Source organism: Streptomyces sp. NRRL F-5755, assembly GCF_001279365.1.
Lineage (GTDB): Bacteria > Actinomycetota > Actinomycetes > Streptomycetales > Streptomycetaceae > Streptomyces > Streptomyces rimosus.
Map to the genome: position 1 here is coordinate 14,779 of NZ_LGCW01000284.1, position 14,840 is coordinate 29,618.

Genomic DNA, 14,840 nt, shown 5'->3' on the forward strand with positions numbered 1-14,840 from the left:
GCCTACAGGCCCGAGTCGGGCGTGCGCACCAGGATGCGGCTGCAGTTCTCGCAGCGCACGACCTTGTCGGCGGGCGCGGTGCGCACGTCGTTCAGCTCGGTGATGTCCAGCTCCAGGCGGCAGCCCTCGCAGCGGCGCTGGTAGAGGCGGGCGGCGCCGAGGCCGCCGTGCTTCTCGCGCAGCTTGTCGTAGAGGGCCAGCAGGTCGGCCGGGATGTCGGCGACGGTCAGCTCGCGCTCCTTGCGGACCGTCTCGGCCTCGGCGTCGATCTCGGCCCACACGGCGTCCCGGCGGGCGGTCGCGTCGTTGGCCTTGGCCTGCACGGACTCCACGCGCTCGGTCAGCTCGGCGACCCGCTCCTGGGCGGACTCGCGGCGCTCCATGACCTCCAGGACGACGTCCTCCAGGTCGGCCTGGCGCTTGGCGAGGGAGGCGATCTCCTTCTGGAGGTTCTCCAGGTCCTTGGGCGAGGTGATGGCACCGGAGTCCAGGCGCTGCTGGTCGCGGGCGGCGCGCTGGCGCACCTGGTCCACGTCCTGCTCCGCCTTGGTCTGCTCGCGGGTGGTGTCGCTCTCCTCGGTCTGCGCGGCGACCAGCAGGTCGCGCTGCTGGGTGAGGTCGCCCTCCAGGGTCTGGATCTCGGCCAGCTCGGGGAGGTTGTTGCGCTTGTGCGCGAGCTGGCTGAGCCTCACGTCCAGGGCCTGGACGTCGAGGAGGCGGATCTGGTCGGCGGGCGCGGCGTTCAGCGGGGGGCTCCTGTGGTTGTGGTCGGGGTCGTGCGGGCGTCGGACGCCGCGTGGGCGGTCCAGGGGTCGGTGACCGTGCGCGAGACATGGGTGCGCAGGTTCCAGCCGTGCCGGTCGGAAATCTCGTCGAGCTGGGCCGCCGCCTGCTCGCACCAGGGCCACTCGGTGGCCCAGTGGGCGGCGTCCAGCAGCGCCAGCGGGCTCTTCTGGGTCGCCTCGGAGGCGGGGTGGTGGCGCAGGTCGGCGGTGAGGAACGCGTCCACGCCCGCCGCCCGTACGTCGTCGAAGAGGCTGTCGCCGGAGCCGCCGGAGACGGCGACCGTGCGGATCATGCGGTCCGGGTCGCCGGCGATCCGTACGCCCTGCGCGGTCGCGGGGAGCCGGGCGGCGGCGTACGGGCCGAACTCGGCCAGCGTCATCGGGTGCGGCAGTTCGCAGATCCGGCCCAGGCCGCGGCTGCCGTGGGCGTCGGTGGCATCCGGCACCAGGGGACGCAGGACGCGCAGGTCGAGCGCGCCCGCGAGGGCGTCGGAGACACCGGGATCGGCGGTGTCGGCGTTGGTGTGCGCGACGTGCAGCGCGATGTCGTTCTTGATCAGGGTGTGCACGACGCGGCCCTTGAAGGTGCCGGCCGCGACCGTGGTCGTACCGCGCAGGTAGAGCGGGTGGTGCGTGACGAGCAGGTCGGCGCCGATCCTGACCGCCTCGTCGGCGATCTCCTGCACGGGATCGACGGCGAACAGGACCCGGCGCACCCCGGCGTCCGGGTCACCGCAGACCGTGCCGACGGCGTCCCACGATGCGGCCCGCTCGGGGGGCCAGAGGGCGTCGAGCGCGGCGAGGACTTCAGACAGTACGGGCACGGGGGAAGGTTACCTCCCAGCCGTGCCCCCGTGCCGGGCCGCTCGGTGGCCGCGGCCGCGGCGGGCGGCCGCCGGGCGGCCCGGCCGCGGGACCGGCTCCGCTCCGGCCCTCATCCGCCCCCTCCGTTGCCCGAAGCACATCCTCCGCCGCCACATCAAGGCGAACCGGACATCCGCCACACTTTTGCGTGAACTGCCGCAACCTTCGCCGATCGTTTGGGCGTGCGAAAACTACCTTCGGGCGCACTGACAGGAGGTGAGCACTCGATGACGGCTTGTGTCACCGAGGACGCCGCGAAGCCGGACGCCCGGCCGCACCCCGCGGCGCTGACCATCGCCGCCGACGGCTCGTACGCCGCCCGGCTGGCCTGGCACGAGAGCACCGGCAAGTGGTTCCCCGAGCGCTGGACGCTGGCGGGCCCGGAGCCGTACGCGGTCCCGCTGCCCGGCCGCCGGCCCGAGGAGGCGGACACCCGGCTGCTGCCCCTGGCGGACGGCCGGGTGCTGATCCGGCGCCGGGCCGCCGACCGCCACGCGCTCGGTCTGCTGTACCCGACAGGCCCCGGCACCGGCGAGCTTCCGCTCGGCACCGTCGAGGCCGCGGAGCTGGCCCTGCTGCCCGCCGCGCCCTGCGGCAGCCGTGCCTACGCCCTCGCGCCCGGCGAGCGGTCCACGGTGCTGTGGCTGGTGCACGACGGCCGCCACTCCCCCGTTCCCGGCCAGGCGCGCACCGTCCCCGCCTGCGTCGCCGAGGTCGAGGGCCACTGCACGGGCGGCGTCTGGCTGGACCGTACGGGACGGCTGCTGGCGCTGGACCAGGAGCTGGACGGCCGCACCAAGACGGTGGTGGTCGACCTGGAGCGCGGCGGCGAGGTGAGCCCGCTGCTCCAGATCACCGAGGAGAGCAACGACCGGCTGCTGCTGGCCGATCCGGACAGCGGCCTGCTGGTGCTGCGGTCGGACGCGGCGGGGCACGACCGGCTGGGCTGGGGCGTGCTCGGCAGCGCGCTGCCGGTGCGCTTCTCGGAGTGCCTGCGGCTGCCGGACGCCGCGCTCCAGCCGTTCGCCGTACAGCCGGGGCAGGCGCTCGCACCGGAGAACAGCGCGGTGGCGTTCCGGATCGACGCCGTGACCGGCACGTGGCTGGGCGTGTGGCGGCCCGCGGAGCGGCGGCTGCGGCAGTTGCCGGCCCCGCGCGGCTGGCTGGCCGGGACGGGGCTGTGGACGCCCGACGGCGAGCTGCGGTTGCCGTGCGTGACACCGTCCGTACCGTGCGGGCTGGCCCGGCTGCCGGCCTCCGCGACGGGGGCGCGCCCCCAGGCGGAGCCGCCCGGCGGCCCGCCCGCCGAGGCCCGTACCGGCGCGGGCGCGCCTGCCCCCGCCGGAGACCTCGTGCCCGCCGGCATCCCGGACAGGCGCCCCGCACGATGGGTACGGGTGCCCTCAACTCCCCTGCCGGCGGCGGCGCATACGCAACCGCCGCCGCCTCCGTCCGCCGTCGCCTCCACAGCATCCGCACAAGCGGAATCCGTGACCCGGGAACCGTACGGCGTGCTCGCGCATCCCTCTCCGTACAGGCCGGTGCCGTTGCAGCAGGCACCACTGCAACAGGCCCGGCCGACGGCCCGGGAGGCCCGGTAGAGCAAGATCTTTCGCTTCGTTAGTATCAGCGGTCGACCGGCCACCGACGGCCTGCCGCGGCGCATCCCAGCCGCCGCGGAACGGGCCCCGCCGCGTACAGCCGCAAGCGATCCGACGGAGTGACTCCCCACATGTCCGAAGCCCGAACCGACACGACCCAGGCGCGCCCGCAGGACGCCGACCGGGCCGCCACGGCGGCAGGCTCCGGCAAGCACCGTGGCCCGGCCGCCTCGGAGGACGCCGACGCGTCGCCGAACGGCCGGCACCGGCGGACCAAGGAGCCGCAGGACGCCTGAGAGAAACGGTAATTCTCGGTGGCGTCCGGGCCGTTCCCGTTGGCAGGCTCTTGCCATGGACTCCCGGCTCCCCCAGGACCCGCGCCACGCGTGGCTCGGCACCCCGATCGACGCCCGCCCGCTGTTCGCCCCCGAACACGCCGCGCTGATGGCCACGGTGCGCGGGCTGGCGCCCGCCGACTGGGGCAGGGAAGCGGTGCCGGGCTGGACCGTCCGTGATCTCGTCGCCCACCTCCTGGGCGACTTCTACGGGCGCCTCTCGCGCGACCGCGACGGCCACCGGGACGGCCCCGCCTTCGCGCCGGGCGAGACGCTGGAGGCGTTCATCCACCGCATCAACCAGGAGTGGGTGGACGCCTTCTCCCGGGTGAGCCCGGCCGCGCTCACCGACACCCTCGGCCTGGTGGGCGGGCAGGTGGCCCGGTTCTTCGAAGGCGCCGATCCGCACGCGCCGTCGCTGGGTGTGTCGTGGGCCGGTGCCGACCCGGCACCGATGTGGCTGGACAGCGCCCGCGACCTGACCGAGTTCTGGACGCACCGCCAGCAGATCCGGCACGCGGCCGGGCAGGGCACCGACCCCGATGCGCGGCTCTTGTCCGTGGTGCTGGACACGTTCCTGCGGGCGCTGCCCCACACCCTGCGCGAGGTCGCCGCACCGGCCGGTACGCAGATCCAGGTACGGATCGACGGCCCGGCCGGTGGCACCTGGACCGCGACGGCCACCGGGGCCCGCTGGTCGCTGGCCGAACCGGCCGGCGTACGTTCCGCCGCACGTCCCGACGCGCTGGTACGCCTGGACGCGGAAACCGCCTGGCGCCTGTGCACCCGCGGCATCCAGCCGGACACCGCCCTGGCCCGTGCCCGTATTGAAGGCCGCCGCGACCTGGCGGAAGCCGCCTGCCGGATCGTGTCGATCATCCACTGACCGGCTCGGCGCCTCAGCGCCTCTTCAGGCCCAGCACCTCCGCCGCCGCGAACGTCTCGTTCGGCGGGCGTTCCTCGTAGTACGGCGTCAGCAGGCCGTCCAGTTCGGCGTACGTGAACGCGTCCTTCGCCGTGTCGAACTGGGCCGCCACCCTGGGCCGTTCGACCACCGCGACCATGCCACCGTGCACCACGAGCAGTTGCCCGTTGAGCCGCGCGGCGGCGGGCGAGGCCAGGTAGCCGACCAGCGGCGCGACATGCTCGGGCGCCAGCGGGTCGAGGGCCCCGTCCGCCGGGACCTGGAACCCGGCGAACACGTCCTCGGTCATCCGGGTGCGGGCCCGGGGGCAGATGGCGTTGACGGTGACGCCGTACTTGGCCAGCGCGAGGGCCGAGGACGTGGTGAGGCCGACGATGCCGCCCTTGGCCGCCGCGTAGTTGGGCTGGCCCGCCGAGCCCGCGAGGAACGCCTCGGAGGAGGTGTTGACGATCCGCCCGTACACGGCGGCACCGGCGGCCTTGGAGCGCTCGCGCCAGTGGGCGGCGGCGAAGCGGGTGGTGTTGAAGTGCCCCTTCAGGTGCACGCGGATCACCGAGTCCCACTCGTCCTCGGTCATGGAGAAGACCATCCGGTCGCGCAGGATGCCCGCGTTGTTCACCAGGATGTCCAGCTTCCCCCAGCGTGTGACGGCCTGTTGGACCAGGTCGCGGGCCGTCTCGTGGTCGGCGACATCGCCGACGTGCGCGACGGCCTCGCCGCCCGCGGCGCGGATCTCCTCGGCGGCCTCCTCGGCCGGGGCCGCCGATGCCGCGCCGGAGCCGTCCCGGCCGGGCTGCCCGTAGTCGTTGACGACGACGGCCGCGCCGAGCCGTGCGAGTTCCCGCGCCTCCGCCCGGCCCAGGCCGCGGGCGGCGCCGGTGACGATCGCGGTCAGTCCGTCGAGCGGCCGTTCGGTGGGAGCGCTCACGTTGTCGGCTTCCTCTCGTTCGTCGGGGCGTCGCGCCCGCGCCGGCGCGGATCACATCTCGCGATCACATCTCGATGCACGTACGGAGCGCCACGCCGGTCCGCATCTGCTCCAGCGCCTCGTTGATCTCGGTGAGCCGCACCCGGTGGGTGATCAGCCCCGCCAGGTCGATCCGGCCGGCCCGCCACAGGGAGATGGCCCGCTCGTACGAGCGCAGCACGTCCCCGCCCCCGTACAGCGACGGCAGGATGCGCTTCTCGTCGAAGAACAGCTCGAACATGTTGACCTGGAAGTGGTCGTCCATCGCGCCCGCGCCGACCACGCAGAGCGTGCCGCCGCGCCGCGTCGCCTCGTAGGCGGTCCGCGCCGTGGCGGACTTGCCGACCACCTCGAAGACGTAGTCGAAGCCCTCACCTGCGGTCACCCGCTGTTTGGCGTCGGCCAGCTCCTCCGGGGCGACCGCTTCGGTGGCGCCGAATCGCAGCGCCGCCTCGCGGCGCGCGGCCACCGGGTCCACCGCGACGATCTGCGCGGCCCCGCAGACCCGCGCGCCCTGGACGGCCGAGATCCCCACGCCGCCGCAGCCGATCACCGCGACGGACGCCCCGGGCTCGACCCGCGCGGTGTTCATGGCGGCGCCCAGCCCCGTCGTCACCCCGCACCCGATCAGCGCCGCGATCTCGTACGGCACATCGTCCGGGATCGGTACGGCGCAGTTGGCCGCGACCACCACTTCCTCGGCGAAAGTGCCGGTGCCCGCGAAGCCGAAGACGTCGGACGGGTCGGCGCCGGGGCGGCGGAAGTTGGGGGTGCCGGCGTTCATGAACCCGGCCAGGCACAGCTGGGTCTGGCCGCGCTTGCAGGAGGGACACGTACCGCAGGCGGGCAGCCAGCACATCAGCACCCGGTCGCCGGCCGCGAGCCCCTGGACGCCCTCGCCCACCTCCGTGATCTCGCCCGCGCCCTCGTGCCCGGGGACGAACGGCGCGGGCTGCGGCAGCACCCCGCTCATCGCGGACAGGTCCGAGTGGCACAGCCCGGCCGCCCGGATGCGGATGCGCACCTTGCCCGGCCCGAACCCCACCGCCTCGACGCCGTCGAGGACTTCCAGCTTCTCCTGCCCTGTCTGGTGCTGAATCGCTGCGCGCATGGTGCGCTCCCTTCGCGGGGCGGCGGGGTCGGATGATCAGCTGCCGGGCCGGCCCGGCCCGGGAATGTCCTTACACGCCCGACGGGCTGATGGTGACGGCGGTGTCCACCAGGACCGGCGCGTCGTCCCGGTCGGCCGCCGTGACCGACACCAGGACCCGTCCGGGCTCCTGCCACATGCGTACGCGCAGCGTCTCGCCGGGGAAGACCACCCCCGCGAACCGGGTCGCGTACGCGGCGACGCGCGCCACGTCGCCGTCCAGCACCTCGTCCACCACCGCCTTCAGCGTGATGCCATACGTGCAGAGCCCGTGCAGGATCGGCCGGTCGAAGCCGGCGAGCTTGGCGAAGTCGGGGTCGGCGTGCAGCGGGTTCCAGTCGCCGGACAGGCGGTAGAGCAGCGCCTGGTCCTCCCGTACGTGCCGCTCGACGGTACGGTCCGGCGCGCGCTCGGGCAGCGTCGGCCGGCTGGACGGCCCCCGCTCCCCGCCGAACCCGCCCTCCCCCTTGACGAAGATCTGCGTGTCGCACGTCCAGAGCGGCCCGTCGTCGTCGGCCGTCTCGGTACGCAGCACGATGACCGCGGCCTTCCCCTTGTCGTACACGGCCGGGACGGTGGATGTCTGGACGGCCCGCCCCCGTACGGGAATGGGCCGGTGCAGCGTCACGGTCTGGCCGCCGTGCAGGACGGCGGCCAGGTCCACGTCGATACCCGGCGCGCCGAGGCCGCCCGCCAGCGCCATGCCGCCGCCCGCCACCGTCGCGAAGCTGGGCAGTACGTGCAGCTTGCTCTCCAGGGTGTAGCGCAGCTCGCCGGGGTCGGTGGCGGGCACGCCGGCGCCGATGCCGAGGTGGTAGAGCAGGACGTCCTTGGGTTCCCAGGCGAGGTCGGTGGTCCGCGGCTCGGCGGAGGTGGCCTGGGCGGCGTCGATGGGCATGGGGCTGCTGCTCCTTCACCACGGTGTGAAGACCCCGACGCGGCCGTCCGCACCGTCGGCCGTGCCGGGGTCGCCTGCGGTCGGCGGTCCGGGGTCCGGTGCGGCCATGGCCGGCGACCGTACCCGGGCGTCCCGTTCTAGAACGCGTTCTATCCGACGGCTTCCATGTATAGCCGATCCGGCAGGAGCCGGGAACCCCTGACGCCCCGTCAGATGACCGCGCCGTTCCGACCCGCCCGCGTCCATGACATTTGTCCCCGTCGGCCGCGTACATTCACCACTGCCGGGCCGGCGGCAGCCTCGGTAGCGTCGGGAACAGAGCGCGGCGGAGTGCGGCGGAGCACGGAAAGCGGCGCGGAACAGGGAAGAGGCAGTACGGAACGTGCGCAGGAACCGGCAGACCGAGAAGAACGGGAGCGACGAGCTGGACGGCGGGTGGGGCGACGGACGGGACGACGGATGCGGCGGTCCCGGCCGGCTCGGCACCCGTATGCGTGCCCGTATGCGCACCCACAGCCGTGCCCGCAAGCCGACCGCCCCGGGCTGGTCCGGCCTGCTCGACCCGGGCGAGGCCGCGGTGTCCACGGGCCGTCGCGGCCGTGGGTCCTCCCGCTACGTCAAGGGCACGGGTCCCCGCCCCCAGACCTTCCTGCCGTGGCTGCTGATGGGCGTCGGTGCCCTGTCCAACATCGTCAGCGGCAAGGACCAGAACACCTGGCTGGCCGGTCTCGGCCTGCTCGCCTTCAACTCGATCTACATCTTCGTCGTCTTCTCGGCCTTCAACCCGCGCTACCGCGACTCCCGGGTCCCGCTGTACGGCTTCGCCGCCCTGACCGCGGTCACCTACGCGATCGTGCTCTCCTTCGGCCACATCTGGCTGTTGTTCTTCCCGCTCCTCTCGCTGGCCTCCGGCGCGGTCCGGGCCCTGCGCGGCAAACCGCACTTCGCCGTGCTGGTCGTCCTCAGCGGCTCGGCGGGCACCATCTCGGGCTGGCGCTTCGGCGACCACTGGATGTCCGCCGCCATCGGTTACGGCACGTTCTTCTCCGGCATGATCGCCGCGACCGTCCTCCACCTCTTCGACACCATCAAGCAGCTCGACGCCACCCGCCAGGAACTGGCCCGCACCGCGGTGGAGAAGGAGCGCCTGCGCTTCTCCCGCGATCTGCACGACCTGCTCGGCCACACCCTCTCGGTGATCGTCGTCAAGGCGGAGGCGGTACGGCGGCTGGCGCCGCGCGACGTGGACGCGGCGCTGGGCCAGGCCGCCGACATCGAGGCGGTGGGCCGCCAGGCGCTGACCGAGATCCGCGAGGCGGTGACCGGCTACCGCGAGGGCGGTCTCGGTACGGAACTGGACCGCGCCCGCTCCGCCCTCCAGGCCGCCGGCATCGAACCCGTCGTCCGCGAGTCCGGCCCGCCGCTGCCCCCGCAGGCGAGCGCACTGCTCGGCTGGGTGGTGCGCGAGGGCGTCACCAACGCCGTGCGCCACAGCGGCGCCACGCACTGCGAGATCGAGGTCCGTACCGACGCGTCCGCCGGGCGCGCCCGCCTGACGATCACCGACGACGGCCGCGGCCCCGCCGCGCCGTCCGCGACGCCCGCCACCTCCGGAGGCACCGGCCTCAAGGGCCTGACGGAACGCCTCGCGGCGGCCGGGGGCACGCTGGACTCCGGGCCGGACGGGCGGCGGGGGTTCCGGCTGGTGGTGGAGCTGCCGGTGGACAGTGAGGAGGTGGCGGGGGAAGAGGTGTCAGCGCGTCAGTGATCACGGTTGGCGTCAGCTGCTCGCCGTGGGCCAGGATGATCGTGTGAACGATGACACCCCGCAGCCCACTGCGCACCCCGCTCTACAGCCCGTCCGGGGCGCGGCCAGTACCGCGATCACCGGCTTGGTCCTCGTCGGCGCCGCCTGGGTGGCCCGGGCCGTGTGGCAGGTCCGGCTCGCCACGACGGGGCAGCCCTCCTCCGGGCCCCCGGACCAGGGCAACGGCCAACACCGCCCGCTGACCGGGCTGGAGGACGCGTACCACATCGTCACCACGCTGGGGGACGTGGCCACGCTGCTGTGCGCGATCGCCTTCCTGGCGTGGCTGCTGCGCGTACGGGACAACGCGCGCGTCCTGTCGGGACAGCCGCCGCGCTACTCCGGGCCGTGGGTCTACCTGGGCTGGATCGTGCCCGTCATGAACCTGTGGGTGCCGCGCGGAATCGTCGCGGACGTCCATCAGCAGAGCGCCCCCGGAGAGCGGCTGCCACGCGCCGTGAACTGGTGGTGGGGGCTGTGGCTGGCCGGAATGCTGAGCGGGCTGGGGCTGATGTACACCAACTCCACGACGGACGACGTCATCGCGCGCGCCTACACGGACGTACGGCTCCTGCTGGTTGCCGATGCGGCGGTCGTGGGCGCGGCCGTGACCGGTGTCCTGGTCGTACGTGCCCTGACCGCGGTGCAGGAGCGGCCGCGCCCGTGTTAGCCGGGTGTTAGTGGAGCGCCAGCACCGCGATAGCGGCCCCGGACAGGATCGGTGACGTACCGAGGAGAGAACGCCACCGACCACCCCTGGGGGACCCGGAATGAGCTCCAGCACCACCGCCCGCACCGCCCGCCGCCGCACCCTGCGCGTCGCCGCCGCGGCCCTGATCGCCACCGCCGGCCTGACCCTGACCGCCTGCTCCGGCTCGGACTCCACCGGTACCAAGGCCGCCGCCACGAGCCACGCCGCCACGAGCCACACGACTACGGACATGGGCATGGCCGCCGCCGAGTCCAAGGCGGGCGTCACGGCCAAGGGTTCTTCCCCGGCCCGCACCCAGCCCCTGCCGGACGGCAGCAAGGCCCGGATCACCAAGCTCGGCGAGCAGCATTACCGCGTCAAGATCATCAACCGCGGCGCGGTCCTGGCCACGCTGGAGGCCAACGGCAAGGACACCGGCCTCGACGCCAACGGCATGTACGTCGTGCTCACGCTCGACGGCCAGGTCCACGCCTGGATGGGCGGCGAACACCAGGGCCCGGGCACCTTCAAACTCGCGGGCGGCTGGACGGCCAAGGTCACCAAGGCCGGCGAACTCCACTACCGCGCGCAGATCATCGGCCCCGACGGCGTGGTCGGCACGCTGGACGCGAACCAGCACGACACCGGCGGCGTCGCCAACGGCGTGTACATCGTGCTCAGCGCCGGTGGGGTGATCAGCTCCCACCTCTGAGCGCTAGACCTTGAGGAGCGGCCGGGCCCGCTCGTACAGCGCGCGGGCGGCGGCGTTCTTCCGGTACGGACGGATGAACGCGGCCATGCGCCGCATGCGGTCGTCGGCTCGGCCGGATTTGACCGAGGGGTAGTCGTCCAGGGCCAGGTTCCAGGTGTGGCAGGCGGCTTCCAGGTGGCCCAGCTCCAATTGCCGTTCGGCGAGCAGGCCGCGATAGTGCACACGGTCGCGCTGGTACACGCTTTGGCGTACCCGGTCCGCCTCCTCCATCGCCCGGAGGGCCCTGGCCTTGTCACCGAATTCGTAGCGCACCTGACTGGTGTGGTAGCAGAGCGCGGTGGCACTGTACGAGCCCCACATCTGCACCTGCGTCTCGGCCCGCTCCATCGCGGATTCCGCCATACGAAGGTGGCTCAGCGCACCTGCCCGGTCCCCCGTCCGCGCCGCCGCGTGCGCCTGCTGCCCGGCCAGGAACGCCCGCATCCGCGGCCCCGCCTGCGGCGACACGGCGCCGGCGGCGTCCGCGAGCCGCAGGGACTCGGCGCCGTGGCCGAGGTTGATCGCCTGCACGCTCATTCCGCGGAGGGTCGTGCTGTACGCGAAAGGATCGTTCGCCGCACCCGCCAGTTCCAGCGCCTTGAGGTAATACTGCTGCGCCAGGTGGTGCTCCCCCTCGTCAACGGCCATATAGCCGGTGCGGTAACACAGAATCGACGCGGCGGACCGCAAGGCCATCCGGGCCTCTTCCGTACCGCCCGCTCCCAGGGCCGGTGCCACCGTATTGATCAGGAATGACGCCGCCATGGGCCGCGCGTAGCGTCCACCGAATTCGTCGTCCAGCTGCGATACCCGCTCCGACATGGCGGCGACCATCCGCACATCGCTCATGCCGATGTGCGCGCTCTTCGCGGTCCGGATGCCTTCCGCCCTCGCCACCACATCCTGCCAGCCAGGAATGGTCAGGGCGACGGAGAACAGCCCGGCTCCCAACAGCCCACGCCGCGACGGGTCCACGTCCATGCTCCCCAATTCGACCAGCCCTTCCAACGTACCCACGAATTCGGACGCCTGAACGGTCGGCGCGGGAAATCCGGCCTGGGCGTGGGTGACCGGGCGGTTGAGCTGCCGCGCGAACGCCTCCAGGACGATGGGCCGTACGGGCTCGCGCGGCAGCGTCCCGCCGAGCCAGTGATGTACGGCGGACTCGTTGTACCGAAGCGGCCTGCCGATCTCCGTGCCCACCCGGTTCACCGCTCGCGCGCACTGATCGAGGGACCAGCCGCTCTCCGTGAACAGACGTCGCAACGCGCAGTTGGGTGTCCGCTGTGCCATGGCCGCTCAGCTCCTGTAAGGGCGTTAAAACCGCGCCTGTGTGAGCACCGTACCGCCGCATTACGTACCGGAGTTGGCTGGTCGTAAATCCGTCACACGCAAGGAGCGGAACATGACCTCGGAACAGCCCGCCACCTACCGCCTGGAATGCGTACACGAAGACGTGTCCGGTCCCTGCTGGGCCCGCTCGCCCCGGGTCAGCGACCCGCGGGCGCTGGACGTGTGGGCGGCGAAGCACACGCGGGAGACGTGCGGGGCGCACGTCCGGTTCGACGAGCTCGTCCGACGGCCGCGCACCATCCGCGCGCCGAAGGTCTGACCGGAAGGGACCGGCACCGTGGAACCCTGCTCACCCTGCCCCCTCCCGCGCGGCGTGGCCGTGGCCCTCACCCCGACCGGGGTGCGCCTGGTGGCCAATCGCCGCGGGTCCACCGTCTGGGACGTACGGACCGCGGCGGAGCGGTACGCCGTGAAGGTCGGGCGCCCCGTACCCGAGACGGACGAGCACCCCGGACAGGACTGGACCGGTGTGGCCCCGGCCCGCGAGGCCGTGGTCCTCCAGCTCCTGGACAGGTTCGCGGTCTACGGGACGTGGCCGTACGGAACGTGGAACGCGCAGCCGTGGCACGAAGGCCCCGGCCTCTACGAATGGTGGGAGCCGCAGCGCCACGGCGGGAGCCCCGCGCCCCTCGACGCCGCGCACGCGTGCGCCGACGCGCTCGCCGTGCTGCACGGGGCGGGGTGGGTCCACGGGGACCTTCATCCGGCGCACATCATCGTCGGCCCCGACGGCACCGCCACGCTCATCGGCCTCGCCCTGGCGCAGGGCGGGCCGGTGCCGGACGCGGTCGATTTCCCGTACCCGGGAAGCGTCATCCCTTACGAGAGCCCGGAAATGTCCCGGAGCATTCTGGAAACGGGAACAGCAACGCCCACCACCGCATCGGACGTTTACGCGCTGGGCGCCGCTTTCCTCACCAGCGCGACGGGGCGGCGGCACGTGGCCTGCCCCGACGGCGCGCCGCGCGCCGTACAGCGGAAGGCCGTGACCACCACCCCGCACCACCCGGTGACCGTCCCGGGCCTGTTCGGCAAACTGATCGAGGCCATGCTGAGTCCCGTACCGGGCGACCGGCCGACCAGCGCCGAGGTCCGTTCCGTCCTCGCGTGTCAGCGCTGAATCCTCACACTCACACCCCGTGGCGCCTTTGCCCACACTCTGCTGGACGGGGTGCCGCCACGGTGGACGATGACGACGGCCACGAGGCCGACGGCCAGGCCCAGAGCGGCCTGCGGGCCGAACGGTTCGCCGAACATGAGGGCTCCCCAGACCGCGGTGACCGGGGCCATGAGAAACATGAGCGTGTTGACCTTGGTGACCCCGGAGCGCCGCAGGATGAGCCAGTACAGCCCGTATCCGCCGAAGGTCGACAGGACCACGAGCCAGGTGATCGCCGTCCAGAACGAGAGCTCGGCGGGCGGGCGTGCGGCTCCGGTGGCCACCGCGAGTGCCGTGAAGACGACGGCGCTGGTGACGCAGTGGACCGTCATCGACACCGCCGGCGCGACCCGCGAGCCGCCGCGGCTTTCCAGGAACGTGGCCGCCACCAGCGAGAACATGCCGAGGAAGGGTACGAGGTAGGCCCACCAGGCCGCGCCGGTGCCGGCCGTCGCGTCGGCCGTGGTGACGATGGCGACACCGGCCACCCCGAGGCACAGGCCGAGCCACTGCCCGCGTGAGACGTACTGCCGCAGCAGCGGTCCGGCCAGCGCTCCGGCGACCAGCGGCTGAACGCCGTCGATCAGGGCCGTGGTGCCGCTGGAGACGCCGAGTCCGATCGCCCAGTAGACCGTGAGCAGATAGCCGCTCTGCGACAGCACGCCGATCGCGGCCTGCCGGGCCACGTCCCGCGGGGTGAGTCCCCGCCACAACGCTCTGGAGACGGCCGCGACGACGACCAGGACGACGGCCAGCGGCAGGAACCGCCACATCAGGACCGTCACCGCGGAGGCGCTGCCGGCGCCGAGCTTGGCGCCGATGAACCCGGAGCTCCAGCAGAGCACGAAGGCGACCGAGAGCAGGAAGTTCACGTTCCACCCTCCCTGAGTGGACGGAGTAAACAGATCGGTATACCCGTACCCGCACTATACAGGTCGGTATACTTGGGAGCATGAGCAGTTCCTCCGCCACGCCCCGACGGATCGCGATGACGCCTGCCGCGCGGCGCGTCCTGGAGGCCGCCGGGCGGCTGTTCTACGAGCGCGGCATCCACGCCGTCGGGGTGGATCTGATCGCCGCCGAGGCCGGGGTGACGAAGAAGACGCTCTACGACCGGTTCGGCTCCAAGGAGCAGATCGTCGTGGAGTACCTCGCGGACCGCGACGAACGCTGGCGCGCCTTTCTCGACCGGCACCTCGACGCCGCGCCGCCGGAGCCCGCGGCGCGTGTCCTGGCCGTCTTCGACGCTTCCCGCGCCTGGTCGGCGGAGCACAGCACCAAGGGGTGCAGCATGGTCAACGCGCACGCCGAGATCAGCGATCCGGCCCACCCGGCCTACCCGGTCATCACCGGTCAGAAGCAGTGGATGCTCGCCCTGTTCGCCGATCTGGCCGAAGGCATCGCCGGCACCCCGGACGGGGCCGGTCATCTGGCCCGGACGCTCACGCTGCTGCACGAAGGAGCGCTCGTGGCCCACGGTTTGCACCTCTTCGCCGACCCCATCGGCCACGCCCGCGACCAGGCGGGCGTCCTCCTCGCCTCCTGCTGAGCACA

General features: G+C 72.9%; 16 protein-coding genes. 9 read left to right on the forward strand and 7 right to left on the reverse strand.

Translation table 11 applies throughout. The features are described from left to right. Nucleotides 1–2 precede the first annotated feature (2 nt). A complete protein-coding gene (locus ADK86_RS28735; RefSeq protein ID WP_199834494.1) occupies nt 3–746 on the reverse strand; it encodes a zinc ribbon domain-containing protein in 744 nt (247 codons plus the stop codon). After that, nucleotides 743–1,609, reverse strand: coding sequence for a Nif3-like dinuclear metal center hexameric protein (locus ADK86_RS40220; protein WP_063789108.1), 867 nt, complete (start codon nt 1,607–1,609; stop codon nt 743–745). The genes ADK86_RS28735 and ADK86_RS40220 overlap by 4 nt, the downstream gene beginning before the upstream one ends. A 267-nt stretch (nt 1,610–1,876) precedes the next feature. Here ADK86_RS40220 and ADK86_RS28740 point away from each other — a divergent pair, with 267 nt between their 5' ends. From ADK86_RS28740 to ADK86_RS28745, 3 genes are all read left to right on the forward strand, one after another. Next, nucleotides 1,877–3,250 carry a hypothetical protein gene (locus tag ADK86_RS28740; RefSeq protein ID WP_063789109.1) on the forward strand — a complete coding sequence of 458 codons (1,374 nt, stop codon included), beginning with the start codon at nt 1,877–1,879 and terminating at the stop codon, nt 3,248–3,250. Nucleotides 3,251–3,381: 131 nt separating this feature from the next. Then, nucleotides 3,382–3,546, forward strand: coding sequence for a hypothetical protein (locus tag ADK86_RS43930; RefSeq protein WP_199834492.1), 165 nt, complete (start codon nt 3,382–3,384; stop codon nt 3,544–3,546). A 55-nt stretch (nt 3,547–3,601) separates the two neighbouring features. Continuing rightward, the gene (locus ADK86_RS28745) at nt 3,602–4,471 is read left to right on the forward strand and encodes a maleylpyruvate isomerase family mycothiol-dependent enzyme (protein WP_053699229.1); all 870 of its coding nucleotides are present in this window, start codon (nt 3,602–3,604) and stop codon (nt 4,469–4,471) included. A 13-nt stretch (nt 4,472–4,484) separates the two neighbouring features. Here the strand turns inward: ADK86_RS28745 and ADK86_RS28750 are convergent, their stop codons facing one another. From ADK86_RS28750 to ADK86_RS28760, 3 genes are all read right to left on the reverse strand, one after another. Next, nucleotides 4,485–5,438: a 3-oxoacyl-ACP reductase gene (locus ADK86_RS28750; RefSeq protein WP_053699230.1), complete on the reverse strand. Its 954-nt coding sequence runs from the start codon at nt 5,436–5,438 to the stop codon at nt 4,485–4,487. Nucleotides 5,439–5,502: 64 nt separating this feature from the next. Then, the gene (locus ADK86_RS28755; protein ID WP_053699231.1) at nt 5,503–6,588 is read right to left on the reverse strand and encodes a Zn-dependent alcohol dehydrogenase; all 1,086 of its coding nucleotides are present in this window, start codon (nt 6,586–6,588) and stop codon (nt 5,503–5,505) included. A 70-nt stretch (nt 6,589–6,658) separates the two neighbouring features. Next, nucleotides 6,659–7,525, reverse strand: a complete 867-nt coding sequence (locus tag ADK86_RS28760; protein WP_053699232.1) for a MaoC/PaaZ C-terminal domain-containing protein — start codon at nt 7,523–7,525, stop codon at nt 6,659–6,661. A gap of 382 nt (nt 7,526–7,907) precedes the next feature. Here ADK86_RS28760 and ADK86_RS28765 point away from each other — a divergent pair, with 382 nt between their 5' ends. From ADK86_RS28765 to ADK86_RS28775, 3 genes are all read left to right on the forward strand, one after another. Continuing rightward, nucleotides 7,908–9,293 (forward strand): sensor histidine kinase, encoded by a 1,386-nt coding sequence (locus tag ADK86_RS28765; protein WP_053699233.1) that lies wholly within the window; start codon nt 7,908–7,910, stop codon nt 9,291–9,293. Between the two features lie 43 nt (nt 9,294–9,336). Then, on the forward strand, nt 9,337–10,002 hold the full coding sequence (locus tag ADK86_RS28770; RefSeq protein ID WP_053699234.1) for a DUF4328 domain-containing protein: 666 nt from the start codon (nt 9,337–9,339) through the stop codon (nt 10,000–10,002). A 100-nt stretch (nt 10,003–10,102) separates the two neighbouring features. After that, nucleotides 10,103–10,735: a hypothetical protein gene (locus ADK86_RS28775; protein ID WP_053699235.1), complete on the forward strand. Its 633-nt coding sequence runs from the start codon at nt 10,103–10,105 to the stop codon at nt 10,733–10,735. 3 nt (nt 10,736–10,738) lie between these two features. Here the strand turns inward: ADK86_RS28775 and ADK86_RS28780 are convergent, their stop codons facing one another. Continuing rightward, a complete protein-coding gene (locus ADK86_RS28780; protein WP_053699236.1) occupies nt 10,739–12,067 on the reverse strand; it encodes a hypothetical protein in 1,329 nt (442 codons plus the stop codon). 112 nt (nt 12,068–12,179) lie between these two features. Between ADK86_RS28780 and ADK86_RS28785 the strand changes: the two genes are divergently transcribed. Continuing rightward, a complete protein-coding gene (locus ADK86_RS28785) occupies nt 12,180–12,386 on the forward strand; it encodes a hypothetical protein (protein WP_030370510.1) in 207 nt (68 codons plus the stop codon). A 60-nt stretch (nt 12,387–12,446) separates the two neighbouring features. After that, nucleotides 12,447–13,247 (forward strand): protein kinase, encoded by an 801-nt coding sequence (locus tag ADK86_RS28790; RefSeq protein ID WP_324611422.1) that lies wholly within the window; start codon nt 12,447–12,449, stop codon nt 13,245–13,247. Here the strand turns inward: ADK86_RS28790 and ADK86_RS28795 are convergent. After that, complete coding sequence (locus tag ADK86_RS28795; protein WP_053699238.1) at nt 13,238–14,158, reverse strand: DMT family transporter; 921 nt, start codon at nt 14,156–14,158, stop codon at nt 13,238–13,240. The two genes, ADK86_RS28790 and ADK86_RS28795, sit on opposite strands and share 10 nt — an antisense overlap. Nucleotides 14,159–14,274: 116 nt before the next feature. Between ADK86_RS28795 and ADK86_RS28800 the strand changes: the two genes are divergently transcribed. After that, nucleotides 14,275–14,835, forward strand: a complete 561-nt coding sequence (locus tag ADK86_RS28800) for a TetR/AcrR family transcriptional regulator (protein ID WP_053699239.1) — start codon at nt 14,275–14,277, stop codon at nt 14,833–14,835. The last annotated feature ends 5 nt before the right edge of the window (nt 14,836–14,840 follow it).

Excerpts from the sequence above, each read along its gene's own strand:
- ADK86_RS28785 (WP_030370510.1), top strand. The coding sequence starts at position 12,180 with ATGACCTCGGAACAGCCCGCCACCTACCGCCTGGAATGCGTACACGAA.
- ADK86_RS28740 (WP_063789109.1), top strand. The coding sequence starts at position 1,877 with ATGACGGCTTGTGTCACCGAGGACGCCGCGAAGCCGGACGCCCGGCCG.
- ADK86_RS28760 (WP_053699232.1), bottom strand. The coding sequence starts at position 7,525 with ATGCCCATCGACGCCGCCCAGGCCACCTCCGCCGAGCCGCGGACCACC.
- ADK86_RS28780 (WP_053699236.1), bottom strand. The coding sequence starts at position 12,067 with ATGGCACAGCGGACACCCAACTGCGCGTTGCGACGTCTGTTCACGGAG.
- ADK86_RS28745 (WP_053699229.1), top strand. The coding sequence starts at position 3,602 with ATGGACTCCCGGCTCCCCCAGGACCCGCGCCACGCGTGGCTCGGCACC.
- ADK86_RS28800 (WP_053699239.1), top strand. The coding sequence starts at position 14,275 with ATGACGCCTGCCGCGCGGCGCGTCCTGGAGGCCGCCGGGCGGCTGTTC.
- ADK86_RS28775 (WP_053699235.1), top strand. The coding sequence starts at position 10,103 with ATGAGCTCCAGCACCACCGCCCGCACCGCCCGCCGCCGCACCCTGCGC.
- ADK86_RS43930 (WP_199834492.1), top strand. The coding sequence starts at position 3,382 with ATGTCCGAAGCCCGAACCGACACGACCCAGGCGCGCCCGCAGGACGCC.
- ADK86_RS28755 (WP_053699231.1), bottom strand. The coding sequence starts at position 6,588 with ATGCGCGCAGCGATTCAGCACCAGACAGGGCAGGAGAAGCTGGAAGTC.